This is a genomic window from Cedecea sp. FDAARGOS_727, assembly GCF_012273235.1.
In the GTDB taxonomy this organism is placed as follows: Bacteria; Pseudomonadota; Gammaproteobacteria; order Enterobacterales; family Enterobacteriaceae; genus Cedecea; species Cedecea davisae.
In genome coordinates, this window is record NZ_CP050966.1 from 3322893 (window position 1) to 3335507 (window position 12615).

The 12615-nt window shown below is 54.7% G+C and carries 10 protein-coding genes; 1 reads left to right on the forward strand and 9 read right to left on the reverse strand.

Annotated elements, in window-relative coordinates:
• Positions 1-311 precede the first annotated feature (311 nt).
• Positions 312-656 carry a YejG family protein gene (locus FOC35_RS15710; protein ID WP_039899368.1) on the forward strand — a complete coding sequence of 115 codons (345 nt, stop codon included), beginning with the start codon at positions 312-314 and terminating at the stop codon, positions 654-656.
• Between the two features lie 2 nt (positions 657-658).
• On the opposite strand, the gene yejF is transcribed toward FOC35_RS15710, so the two are convergent.
• From yejF to FOC35_RS15755, 9 genes are all read right to left on the reverse strand, one after another.
• Positions 659-2248, reverse strand: coding sequence for a microcin C ABC transporter ATP-binding protein YejF (yejF, locus tag FOC35_RS15715; protein WP_172569415.1), 1590 nt, complete (start codon positions 2246-2248; stop codon positions 659-661).
• A 2-nt stretch (positions 2249-2250) separates the two neighbouring features.
• Positions 2251-3276, reverse strand: a complete 1026-nt coding sequence (locus FOC35_RS15720; protein WP_172569416.1) for a microcin C ABC transporter permease — start codon at positions 3274-3276, stop codon at positions 2251-2253.
• Positions 3273-4370 (reverse strand): microcin C ABC transporter permease YejB, encoded by a 1098-nt coding sequence (locus tag FOC35_RS15725; RefSeq protein ID WP_172569417.1) that lies wholly within the window; start codon positions 4368-4370, stop codon positions 3273-3275. The genes FOC35_RS15720 and FOC35_RS15725 overlap by 4 nt, the downstream gene beginning before the upstream one ends.
• A gap of 11 nt (positions 4371-4381) precedes the next feature.
• Positions 4382-6196: an extracellular solute-binding protein gene (locus FOC35_RS15730; protein WP_172569418.1), complete on the reverse strand. Its 1815-nt coding sequence runs from the start codon at positions 6194-6196 to the stop codon at positions 4382-4384.
• A gap of 104 nt (positions 6197-6300) precedes the next feature.
• Entirely contained in the window at positions 6301-7881 is a 1581-nt protein-coding gene (locus FOC35_RS15735; RefSeq protein ID WP_172569419.1) for a cyclic di-GMP phosphodiesterase, read from the reverse strand.
• Between the two features lie 241 nt (positions 7882-8122).
• Positions 8123-8689 carry a bifunctional murein DD-endopeptidase/murein LD-carboxypeptidase gene (gene mepS / locus FOC35_RS15740; RefSeq protein WP_016537375.1) on the reverse strand — a complete coding sequence of 189 codons (567 nt, stop codon included), beginning with the start codon at positions 8687-8689 and terminating at the stop codon, positions 8123-8125.
• A gap of 421 nt (positions 8690-9110) precedes the next feature.
• Positions 9111-9815: a phosphatase PAP2 family protein gene (locus tag FOC35_RS15745; protein ID WP_172570380.1), complete on the reverse strand. Its 705-nt coding sequence runs from the start codon at positions 9813-9815 to the stop codon at positions 9111-9113.
• A gap of 45 nt (positions 9816-9860) precedes the next feature.
• On the reverse strand, positions 9861-10838 hold the full coding sequence (locus FOC35_RS15750; protein WP_172569420.1) for a GTP-binding protein: 978 nt from the start codon (positions 10836-10838) through the stop codon (positions 9861-9863).
• A gap of 148 nt (positions 10839-10986) precedes the next feature.
• The gene (locus FOC35_RS15755; protein WP_172569421.1) at positions 10987-12453 is read right to left on the reverse strand and encodes a mannitol dehydrogenase family protein; all 1467 of its coding nucleotides are present in this window, start codon (positions 12451-12453) and stop codon (positions 10987-10989) included.
• Positions 12454-12615 lie beyond the last annotated feature (162 nt).

Here is a 12615-nt window from a genome sequence, read left to right on the forward strand (position 1 = left end):
ATGCTCGCTAACCCCGCAAAATCTCCCGCCAGCCGCCAGAAAAAATAGGATATATGTTTCGCGTATGTAAAAACCTCAACTGTAAAAAGTCACAACTTTGTAGTTAAAAAGGTTGAGTTAGATCTCAGAAAGCGATACATATAGCGCCGAAACGCGTGCCAGAGCACAAAAATAAAGCGTTAGTTATGAAATTACTACGGCGGATGTCGGCCGTTTCCATACTCGTTTAGACGCAATTTATCAACATTGTGTTAACCTTTATGTAAACTGTTTGAGATAAATTGCCGAGTGGAACCTCCGGGGAAATGAAATTGAATAGCATACAACTGTCCATAGTGCACCGTCTGCCGCAGAGCTATCGCTGGTTGGCGGGTTTTGCAGGCTCCAGAGTTGAACCGATTCCGCAAAACGGCCAGCGCGATGAAGACTGCCTGATCGGCCTGAAGCTGTTAAGCCCGGATGGGGAAAAAGCGTGGCCTATTATGGATACGCTCAGCCAGGCATTAAGCGATATCGAAGTGGATAGCTCGGTAGTCGAGTGCGAAGGCGAGCCTTGCCTGTTTGTTAACTTACAGGATGAGCTGGCCGCGACCTGCCGCCTGAAAAACTTTGGCGTAGCCATTGCCGAGTCCTTCTCCAGCAATAATCCTTTCTGAATTCAGGCTAACGCCAGCAGCTGGCGCGTGTAGTCGCTCTGTGGCGCCCGGAATATCTGGCCGCACTCTCCCTGTTCCACTACTTCTCCCTGCCGCAGCACCACCATTTGATGGCAAAGCGCCTTCACTACCTGTAGATCGTGGCTAATAAAAATGTACGCCAGCCGGTGTTTTTCCTGCAGCGACTTTAGCAGCGCCAGGATTTGCGCCTGTACAGAGCGGTCAAGTGAAGAGGTTGGCTCGTCCAGCACAATCAGCTGTGGCTGAAGGATGAGCGCCCTGGCGATGGCGATGCGCTGACGCTGGCCGCCGGAAAACTCAACCGGGTAACGGTGCAGCATATCGGCTTCCAGACCCACTTCTTCCAGCACCTGAATCACACGCGCTCTGCGTTCGGCGGCGGTTAATGCACGCTGATGAACGCGCAAGCCTTCCTCAACAATTTGCAGCACATCCAGGCGCGGATTGAGCGAGGAGTTAGGATCCTGAAACACCACCTGAATGCGGTGGCGCAGCGGCAGCAGCTTTTTGCGGTTGAGCTGGTGCAGCGGCTGGCCGTCAAACCAGATATTGCCGCTGGAGTGAATCAGCCGCAGCAGCGCAAGCCCGGTAGTACTTTTTCCGGAGCCGGACTCACCCACCAGGCCGAGGCTTTCACCGGGGCGCAGCTCAAAGCTCAGCTCTTTCAGACCATAATGATGGCCAACGGTGCGTTTAAGCAGGCCGCGGCGAATGGGGAAGGCAACTTGCAGGTTTTCGACCTTCAGCAGCGGTTCCTGGCCGGTGTCTAAAGCGACCGGCTGGCCGGAAGGCTCCGCGTTTAACAACTGGCGGGTATAAGGATGCTGAGGGTTGCTGAAAAGCTCAGCCACGGGTTGCTGCTCGACACATTTTCCGTGGCGCATTACCGCAACATTATCCGCCAGTTTCTTAACGATGCTGAGATTATGGGTGATGAACAGCAGCCCCATGTTCAGCTCCTGCTTCAGCTCTTTCAGCAGTTGTAGAATTTGCGCCTGAACCGAGACATCCAGGGCGGTTGTTGGCTCGTCGGCAATCAGTAATTCCGGGCGTGTCAGCAGCGCCATCGCAATCATTACCCTCTGGCGTTCGCCGCCGGAGAGCAGGTGAGGGAAGTCGTTCAGCCGGGTTAGAGGCTGGCGGATACCGACCCGATCAAGGCAGCTAAGAATTTCCCCTCGCGCCGCTTCACGCCGCATTCCCCGGTGCAGGGAAAGCACCTCATAGAGCTGTTTCTCGATGGTATGCAGCGGGTTCAGCGACACCATCGGTTCCTGGAAAATCATCGCTATTTTGTTACCACGAACGCCACGCAGGGTTTTTTCCGGGGCATTTAGTAGCTCGATGCCGTTAAACCGGATCTCACCGGAGGGATAAACCGCAGCTGGAGCAGGAAGCAGGCGCAGCACCGACAGCGCGGTCACGCTCTTGCCCGAGCCGGACTCACCGACCAGCGCCAGCGTTTCACCGGCATTAACCTGAAGCGAAACCGAGTCCACCACCTGGCGCAGGGTTTCGCCCTGCTGAAAAGCGACGGAGAGATTGTTGATTGCGAGCAGCGGGGTGGTCATGGTTAGCGCACCTTGCCTGGGTCAAAGGCGTCGCGCACCGCTTCGCCAATGAAAATTAACAGTGAAAGCAGCGTTGCCAGCGACAGAAACGAGATAATGCCTAGCCACGGAGCCTGCATATTATTTTTGCCCTGCAGCAGCAGGTCGCCAAGCGAAGGAGAGCCCAGGGGCAGCCCAAAGCCGAGGAAATCGAGCGAGGTTAACGTAGTGATAGAGGCGCAAAGGATAAACGGCAGGAAGGTGAGGGTGGCCACCATGGCGTTGGGCAGCATATGGCGGGTCATTATCGACCAGTCGCTGACGCCCATCGCCTGCGCCGCACGGATATAATCGAAATTGCGGGTACGCAGAAACTCGGCGCGCACCACGCCGACCAGCCCCATCCAGCCGAACAGCACCGTTATGCCCAGCAGCGACCAGAAGCCCGGCTGCACCACGCTTGAAAGCAAGATAATTAAAAACAGCGTCGGCATACCCGACCAGACTTCAATAAAGCGCTGCCCCCAAAGGTCGACCCGGCCACCATAATAGCCCTGAACCGCACCGGCCAGCACGCCAATCAGGCTGGAAAACAGCGTTAGCATCAGGCCAAAAAGCAATGAAATACGCGACCCGTAGAGAATACGTGCCAGCACGTCGCTGCCGTTTGCGTCGGTGCCGAGCCAGTTTTGCTCGTTTGGCGGTGAGGGGAACGGCTGGCTGCTGGCATAGTTAATCGTCTGGCTGCCAAACCGCACCGGCGCCCACAGCACCCAGCCTTTTTCATCCAGGCGTTTTGCCAGCCACGGGTCCTGATAATCCGCCGGCGTTGCCAGCGGGCCGCCAAAATCGCTCTCGCTGTAGTTTTTCACAAAGGGAAACCAGAGTTTGCCTTCGTAGCTTACGACCAGCGGTTTGTCGTTAGCTACCAGCTCAGAGCAGAGGCAGAGAGCGAAGAAAACGGCAAAGATCCACAGCGACCAGTAGCCGCGACGGTTCTGGCGAAAGCGCGTCCAGCGCGCCTGGTTTACCGGGCTTAAGCGGCTCATCCTCGTCCCTCAAAATCAATACGCGGATCGACCAGCGTGTAGGTAACATCGCTCAGGATATTCAGCAGCAGGCCAATCAGGGTAAAGATGTACAGCGTGCCGAACATTACTGGATAGTCGCGCGAAATAGTCGCTTCGTAGCCCAGCAGCCCGAGCCCGTTGAGCGAGAACATCACTTCAATAAGCAGCGAGCCGGTGAAGAACATGCTGATGAAGGTGGCCGGGAATCCGGCAATAACCAGCAGCATCGCATTGCGGAAGACGTGGCGGTAGAGGATTTTCTTCTCGTCCAGCCCTTTGGCCCGGGCGGTGACGACATATTGTTTGCGGATCTCGTCGAGAAATGAGTTTTTGGTCAACATCGTCAGGGTCGCGAAACCGCCGATAACCGTAGCCAGAACCGGCAGGGTAATATGCCACAGGTAGTCGGTCACCTTGCCGTACCACGGCAGCGCGTCGAAATTGGCCGAAGTCAAACCACGCAGCGGGAACCAGTCCAGATAGCTGCCGCCGGCGAACAGCACAATCAGCATGATGGCGAACAGAAATGCAGGGATGGCGTAGCCGATGATAATAAACAGGCTGCTCCAGACGTCAAAGCGGCTGCCGCTGCTGACCGCTTTACGGATACCGAGCGGAATCGACACCAGGTAAATAATCAACGTGCTCCATAGCCCGAGGCTGATGGACACCGGCAGGCTTTCTTTTATCAGCTTAAGTACCGAAGAGCTGCGGAACAGGCTGTCGCCAAAATCGAAGCGTAAATAGTCGCCGAGCATTTTGAAGTAGCGCTCGTGCAGCGGCTTATCGAAGCCGTAACGGTGGGTTATTTCCGCAATAACTTCAGGATCCAGGCCCTGTGCCCCCCGGTACTGGCTGCTGGTGGCGTCGCCCACGCCGGTTTTTGCATGGCCGCTGCCCATCATCTCGTTGCTGACGCCGGGCACGCCGCTGCCGTGGCCAAACTGAATGGCGGCAATCGCCTGATCTACCGGGCCGCCGGGAGCAATTTGCACGATAAAAAAGTTTATTGTGATAATTGCCCACAGCGTGGGAATGATTAGCAGCAAACGCCGCAGAATATAAGCGCCCACGTCTCCTCCCCTTATCGCCTGTCGGCAGGCAACTTCGCCGCCTTGTTGACGTCGTACCACCAGTTATCAAAACCGTTGTTGTACAGCGGGCGAATCGACGGCCGGGAGAACTTATTCCACCAGGCCAGGCGATCGGCTGACATATACCACATCGGCAGCATGTAGTAGTTCCAGGTTAACACCCGATCGAGCGCCCGCCCCAGCGGCAGCAGCTTCTTCTGATTGCCCTGGCTGGCAACTATCTGGCTCACCAGGTTGTCCACCTCGGGGCTTTTTACCCCAGGCGCGTTATAGGTCGAGTTAACGTATTCGGAAGCCCAGGAAATTTGCAGTTCGGTGCTGGGGTAGGGCATGGCGCTGTATAACGTCGGCATCATGTCGTAATCACGGCTGCGCAGGCGGTTGGTGAGCTGCGAGTTATCTGCCTGGCGGATGTTCAGGGTGATGCCCAGCCGCTGTAGATTATGCTGGAAGGGTAGCACCCACTGCGTATTGCCGGTGGTGCCAATCAGCAGCTCAAAGCTAAAGGGCTGGCCGGTCTGGACGTTAACCAGTTTTTGCTCTTTTAGCTCCCATCCGGCCTCTTTTAACAAAGCCAGCTCCTTGAGCAGGTTTTCCCTGTCATAGCCGCTGCCGTCTGACTTTGGCGGGTTGTAGATAGAGGTAAACACCTCCGGCGGTAAGTCCTTTTTCATCGGTGCCAGCAGCATCAGCTCGTCGGCATCCGGGTATCCGCGGGCGGCATATTCGGTATTCTGAAAGTAGCTATTAGCCCGGCTGTAGGCCCCGTAAAACAGCGCTTTATTCATCCACTCGAAATCAAACGCCAGGCTGATGGCTTCCCTGACCCGGCGGTCTGCGAAGATGGGGCGCTGAATGTTAAACGCCAGCCAGCGTGCGTCCTGCGCGGATTCATTTTTCAGCTCATCTTTGACGATGTAGTGATTATTAAAGTTTTTCCCGATATAGCGCGTGGCCCAGTTTTTAGCCGAGGGTTCGGCGCGGAAATCAAATGCGCCCGCTTTGAATGCCTCGAAGGCGACGTTGTCGTCGAGATAATAGTCATAGCGGATAGAGTCAAAGTTCCAGCGGCCGCGGTTCACCGGCAGATTAGCCGCCCAGTAATCGCGAACCCTGGAGTAGGTAATGTACTGGCCCATTTTCCAGGCGGTAATTTTATACGGCCCGCTGGCCAGCGGCGGCGAGGAGAGCGGGTCGCTGAGTTTATGGTCCTTCCAGAATTTTTCGGGGAAGACCGGCAGCGAGAACAGGCCCAGCATTCTCTCTTTGCTCGGTTTAGCCAGCTCAATGCGCACCGTCAGCGGCGCGATGGCCTTAACGGTCGCGCCTTTGTAGACCAGGCGAAACTGCGGTACGCCTTCGGTCATAAACTTATTGAAGGTAAAGGCGACGTCTTCGGCGGTAATCGGGCTGCCGTCGTGGAAGCGCGCGCGCGGATTAATGGATACTTCGGCCCAGGCAAAATTGACCGGATAGCGAGCCATCTCCGCAATCAGCGGATAATAGCTGCCCGGCTCGTCGTCGGAGGTGGTGAATAGCGTGTCGTAAAGCGCATCGGTGCGGACGCCGGGATTACCGCGCAGGGCAAAGCGGTTGAAGTTGTCGAAGGTGCCAATAGAAGAGAGGGTAATATTTCCGCCTTTCGGGGCGGCGGGATTCACGTAGTCAAATTGAGTAAAGTTAACGGCATATTTGGGCTCGCCGAGCACCGAGAAGGAGTAGCTTTCATTGATTTGTGCGGCTCGTGCTGCCGGAGAGGCAGCGCAAAGGCAAAGCAGCATCAGCGCGCGTACAGCTTTCGTCATCTTCATTCCTTGCCGGGTGGTTGCTGCTCTGACAGGTTAGCGAGCAGCCGCTAAGCCCATGATGCTTAATCATAAGTTAGCCGACGAAGATTGCGCAATGATTGTCAGTCTTTTAGCTCATCATAAAGGCTGTGTGACGGGTTCCAGCTTAGCAGCTGGCTGAGGGTTAACGGGCGGCTGAAGTAGTAACCTTGCAGGAAATTACAGCCTCGCTCAATCAGCCATTTTGCCTGTTCCGGCGTTTCCACGCCTTCCGCAACGGTGTTCATATTTAGCCGCTGGGCGAGCGTGAGAACCGCGTCAAGCACCGGCGCGGTGACCGTTTCCATGCCGATAGAGTTTACGAAGCCGCGGTCTATTTTCAGGTAATCCAGAGTGAAACGCTCAAGGTAAATCAGGGCGCTGTGGCCGGTGCCGAAGTCATCGACCGCAATCTCGTAGCCCTGCTGATGCAGCCAGGCGAAGATGCTCATCGCCTCTTTTTCCTGGAGCATATCGCGCTCGGTAATTTCAAACACCAGCTGGAAATAGTTGGGAGGCAAAGAAGCGGAGAAAGTCTGAATATCCTGCTTGAAGGTCGGGGAGTGCAGGTGGCTTGGTGCCAGGTTGACGCCCAGCTTCGCCCCGGCGGGCAGAACTTTTTGCAGCTCAGCCGCATCCCTTGCTATCAGCTCAAACAGGTGGCGCGTCAGCGGGACAATCAGCTGCTGCGCTTCGGCAAAGCCGATAAACGCATCCGGCGGTATCATGCCCGCCGTCGGGTGCTCCCAGCGCATCAGGACTTCTATCCCGCGCATTTTCAGTTCCTGCGAGTCGACGACCGGCTGGTAAACCACAAAGAACTGCCCGCGCTTAATGCCGGTGAGGATCTCTTTCCCGGCGCGCACTTTCACCGAAAGGAAATAGCCGCAAAGCGCGGCGCACAGCAGGCCGGAGAGCAAACCGGCAAGAATCGCTAACTGGATATCTTCTACCGGCCACGGCGTGCCGTAGATGTAGAGCTTAATCGGGTAGCCTTCGAGATTTGCTATGCGCGTGGGCGAGGGCGGGAGCTCGTCGGTATTGACTACGTCCGGGGAGTAGGAGGCCAGCGCCTTGTTGCCCACGACCAACGCCATCGAGCTGATGTCCTGCTGGCGTGAAGTGAACACCAGGTAAGGCGTGAGGTTCACATTTAGGGTAGTAAACACGCCGTGGTCGGCGGAGAGTGGGTTTTGAAACCATACGGCGATAACCGGTTTGCCGGGCATCATCGGCGTGCCATTCATAATGGCGACATCAACGGGTTTGCTAATATCAAGCTCGGGTTCCAGCTCGCTCATTGAGAGCTTCATATCGCCGGTAGCGGAAGAGCAGTAGGCCACACCGCTGTGGATAAGCAGGAAAGCACGCACGCTGGAATTAAAGGCCGCCCGGGAGGTTAGCTCTCCGCTTACCCGTTCGCAATCATCCATGCTAAGAGGTTGAATGCCGTCGGCGGTATTGTGCAGGTCTTTAAAGAAGGTATCGAGGTAGCCACTAATATCGCGGGCTAAAAGATTATAGGCGGACTCGCGTTTTGAATGCAGCGCCAGGCTGGACAGGCCGCCGACTAACAAGGCGCCAAACAATCCCGCCAGAAGGCTGAAGACAGCAATCTGTTTTGGGGTGCTAAAGTAGCGCGAAAAGATGTTCTTATAAGACATTGATGTATGAGTCCCGCAGGGGCAAGCGAATCATCGTTTGTTTTATGATTTTTTCTGACTATAACCCATAACCACAAAATTGTTTAATTTGTTTCATCTGGCAACTATTCTGCGTTTTGCCAACGTTTAAGAAAATAATGCTCTGAATTTCAGGCATAAAAAAACGCTGCACGGGCAGCGTCTTTATCGTCAAGTTGATTGTTTCAGCGGGCGGCCAAGGGAATAACAGCCCACAAAACTTTTAGCTACGGCTCAGCACGCGACGTGCTTCGTTATACCGCTTCTTCCAGTAGGGCTCGTCCATACTGGAGATCACTACGCCGCTGCTGGTGGAGGCATGTACGAATTGGTTATTACCAATATAGATGCCTACGTGGCGCCCGGTAGAACCTGCGCGGAACAGAACTAAATCGCCGGTACGCAATTTATTGCGCGACACGGACTTACCAGAGTCCTGCTGCTCGGAGGTTGAGCGCGGCAGCGTTAAACCAAACTGCTCCTGGAATGTACGCTGTACAAATGCAGAGCAGTCGATACCGCTTCTGCTGCTGCCACCGAGACGGTAGCGAACGCCTTTCCAGCTTGCATATTGCTCCATAATGCGCGACTTAACGTCAACATTACGAACCATCTCTTCGAATTCATCCTGAGAGGCTTGCAGTAAAAAACCATCTTTTTCACCGACTGCATGCGTCTCAGAATGCATATTAGCTGTGTTAGTCGAACTACAGGCGGAAAGCATAACTGCTACCGCAATCGCGGGGATAGCCCGCAAGATATATCTCAAAATAGGCTGAGATTTGACCATTTTGTTTGTTTTCCCTTGAAGTCCTTAACGAATAATTCGTTATACAAAAATACCAACGTGACGAGACTAAATACGTCTGAGCGTCGAAACAATTATTCATGCACAAAAATGTGGAACAACGCACAATTTTATTCACTGCCTGAATGCGTTGAGCCGTAGCGCAAACTTTTCCGAGAGTACCCGATCAAACCAGGTGATGCGAGCCTTTTTATTCTTATTTTTATAAGAAATTGTGATGTTCGGTAGTAAAAGGTTATTTTGAGCAAACTCTCGGCAGGAGCGCTGATTTTATCGCCAGGTCATTCAAATCTCAGGGGATTCGAAGTGGGTAAATATTCATCTCGCTGTCATAAAGGCGAAAAAATAAGCAGAGACCGTGGGGGAACTCTGCTTATTTGCAATCGTAATAGCTTATTAGCCATCAGCCCCGGGCTTTATTTTTGCCCGGTATTGTACGGTTCAGTACGGAAATTAACCGGTCGCTTAGCGGGGTTAAAAGCACCCACGGCAGGCCAATCAGGGCAATAGAAAGAGAACCGACGTAGACATCGGTAAACCAGTGCGCGCCTATCATTATTCTCGGCGCAGAGAAGATAATGAAGATAGAGGCCGCTATCAGGAATGCGCGCAGGCCGAAATAGCGCAGCATAAAGCCGGTAAAGATAAGCAGCATCAATCCGTGGTCGCCGGGGAAGCTGTCGCTCGAGGCATCCTTGGTCGGGAAGTGCAGCAGTTCGCTAACGCGGTGGATGTCGGTAAAGAACAGCGTCGGGCTGGAGTGGACGACCGGGATCAGGTGGCCCAGCTGGTTTATTACTACCGCGGCAAGCAGCATTACCACGCCCATCAGCACCAGCCGACGGCGGCCTGGAGCATCTTCATGCCACCAGAACCAGGAGAACAGCACGCCCATCGCCAGCAGTGAGATCCCGTCGAATGCGCGGTTGTTGGTAATCGCTATCAGGGTTAAAAAAGTATGGCTTTTGACCAGTTCATTATTAAAGAAGTGGAACAGCGTAGAATCAATATTGAACCAGAATCCATGGTTCTCAGGCTGATACCAGCTAAAGAACAGGGCGAGGCCCAGCGCGTTTAGCAGCAGTATCAGAGGGAGGCGATTAGTCATCATGCGGTTTCTAAATCTCATTACGGGGGCGCAAAGGTAGGCTTGCTAACTTAAACGTAAGCTCAACAGACTGGATTGCAGAGCGTTCCAGTCCGGCTCGTCGGAGTGAATTAATTCGATGCGGCTGTCCGGCGGCGGAGTGGATTGCGTTTCGATATGCAGGTCATTGCCCTGACGGTTGATTCGTACCAGACCTTCGGCAATGCGAAGCACGCCTTTAACCCGATCAACCGGCGCAAGTCTGGCCCATTCCAGGATGCCTACGGTGTCGAATACGGTTTCTTCATCAAAGATCCAGCCGCAGGCAAAATAGCCCTGGCCGCTGTTTACGCTGCGCCGCCAGCGCTGGTGAGCCGGAAGGCTAAACGCCGCGAGCCCGCGGGTTGCCGCATGGCCGTGGTTATGCTCCGCGCTGGACGGTAGCTCGCGTTGATTAAGGCGCGGCCTGTCGAGCAGTTCGGGGCTAATTTCCCCTTTTTCAGTGCTGACCAACTTCCGCCCATCGCCTCGGGCCTGCTGCCACAGTTGCAGCGCGGCAAGGCTCTCCGATGTTGCCCGATCCTGTTTATTTGCGACGATAATGTCCGCCGCGGCCAGCTGGTCGCGGAAGTTATCATTATTCAGGGCTTTTTCATCCAGCAGCTGCCGCGAGTCCAGCAGGCACAGGGTTGCCCGTAGGTCAATCCACGGCTGATAGACTTCGGCGGTGAGCATATCGAGGATCTGTTTTGGATGACCGAGGCCGGTTGGCTCGATAAGCAGGCGATCCGGCCTGCCCTGGCGGAGCAGGGTATTGAGGCCAACCTGCATCGGCAGACCGTTGACGCAGCACATACAGCCGCCGGGGATCTCTTTTAGCAATGCGCCGCTGTCGGCGAGCAGCGCGCCGTCTATGCCGACTTCGCCAAATTCATTCACCAGCACCGCCCACTTTTCATCGGCTGGCTTATTGGCCAGTAAATGAAGAATGGTGGTGGTTTTGCCGCTCCCGAGGAAGCCGGTAATTAAATTCGTTTTTGTCACGGGTGCTCCGGGTGGTTACAGCCTGTAAGCCACGCTTATTAGCCAGTTATGTTAATTATTCACGCTGACTATCCTGACTAAAACCCGGACAAAAGAGAAGGCTCAACGCGGTTTGGCCCTGAGGAAACCGCGTTAAACGCATTGATTGCTAACCTGCTGCCAGGTTTTCGACCGCTTTACGTGCGCCAAACTGAGCAAGCTGCCGCCATGCCCGTTGGATCTCGGTGACAAAATTCGGGTTGGCAGGGAGGTCGTCACCGAAAATTTCATGCAGGCTCAGCAGGGCATCAACACGGCTGGTTTCATTGCTTCCGGCAACCAGAGTATGGATCTTTTCTGCCAGCGGATCTCGAATATCAATTGCGTTGCCCTCATCATTCACGCCGCTGACATAGCGCATCCAGCCGGCGATACCCAGCGCAAGGCACGGCCAGTCATCTCCGTTTTGCAGATGCCAGCGCACGCTTTCCAGCCAGCGCTGCGGTAATTTCTGGCTGCCGTCCATCGCGATTTGCCAGGTCCGATGCTTCAGCGCCGGGTTGGCAAAGCGGGCAAGCAGATTTGCGGCATATTGCTGAAGGTCTACGCCGCTGATGCGCAGCGTCGGTGCCTGCTCCTGCATCATCAGGCGGCGGGCGGCGAGGCGGAAGTGCTCATCCGCCATGCAGTCAGAAATATGCTGATATCCGGCAAGATAGCCCAGATAAGCCAGCAGCGAGTGGCTGCCGTTCAGCATGCGCAGCTTCATTTGTTCCCACGGCATCACGTCGTTTACCATTTCAACGCCCGCAATTTCCCACTCCGGCCGCCCGGCAACAAAGTTATCCTCTATTACCCACTGAATAAATGGCTCGCTGGCTATGGCACAGGGGTCTTCCACCCCGAGAATTTCGGTTATTTCCGCCAGTGATTCAGGCGTTGCCGCCGGAACGATACGGTCTACCATGGTGCCAGGGAAAGTCACCTGCTCCGCGATCCACTCCGCCAGCTCGTCGCTGCGGCGCGCCGCCATACCCAGAACCGCGTTGCGTACCAGATGTCCGTTATCAGGGATGTTGTCGCAGGAAAGTACGGTAAACGGTCGCAGTCCGCGCTCGCGGCGGCGGCTTAGTGCCTCAACCAGAATGCCCGGCACCGAATGCGGTTCAGCCGGATGCTCCAGATCGTGAATAATTCTTTCGTTAGCGGCGTCCAGCTTGCCGCTGGCCGGATCGATGCAATAGCCTTTTTCCGTCACGGTGAGCGAAACGATTGCCACCTGCGGCTCGCAGAATTTCTCAATAATGGCTTCCATTCCGTCGAGCTTTGCATTCAGGCATTCCTTTACCGCGCCGACGACGATGGCCTGGTTTGCGTCAGCGCCTTTCTCCAGTACGGTATACAGATGATCCTGGCGACGAAGATCGCTCATTAATTTATCGCCATTAAACAGGCTTATCTCGCAGATCCCCCAATCACCGCCCTGAGCGTTTAGCACCCGATCGGTTAGCAGAGCCTGGTGCGCGCGATGAAATGCGCCAAAACCAAAATGAACGATGCGCGTTTGCAGCGCGCTGCGGTCGTAACGAGGGAACTGGACAGCCGACGGAAGCGTTTCGGAGGCAATAGTGCTCATGGGTTAACGTCCTGCTTAGCGGTAAATGAACCCGATTAGTCTAAAGCTGTATGACAACAAATGGAATTGGTATGAGATGTCAATGAGTGAAGTGTGATGCTCATAGCATATTAGAAAGCACATTGATGAATTGGTATGTCAAATTTAATTTCAAGATGAAAT

Bases quoted from the DNA above. Each gene is read 5' to 3' on its own strand.
- yejF (WP_172569415.1), bottom strand. From the start codon at position 2,248: ATGACCACCCCGCTGCTCGCAATCAACAATCTCTCCGTCGCTTTTCAG.
- FOC35_RS15720 (WP_172569416.1), bottom strand. From the start codon at position 3,276: ATGAGCCGCTTAAGCCCGGTAAACCAGGCGCGCTGGACGCGCTTTCGC.
- FOC35_RS15730 (WP_172569418.1), bottom strand. From the start codon at position 6,196: ATGACGAAAGCTGTACGCGCGCTGATGCTGCTTTGCCTTTGCGCTGCC.
- FOC35_RS15735 (WP_172569419.1), bottom strand. From the start codon at position 7,881: ATGTCTTATAAGAACATCTTTTCGCGCTACTTTAGCACCCCAAAACAG.
- mepS (WP_016537375.1), bottom strand. From the start codon at position 8,689: ATGGTCAAATCTCAGCCTATTTTGAGATATATCTTGCGGGCTATCCCC.
- FOC35_RS15745 (WP_172570380.1), bottom strand. From the start codon at position 9,815: ATGACTAATCGCCTCCCTCTGATACTGCTGCTAAACGCGCTGGGCCTC.
- FOC35_RS15755 (WP_172569421.1), bottom strand. From the start codon at position 12,453: ATGAGCACTATTGCCTCCGAAACGCTTCCGTCGGCTGTCCAGTTCCCT.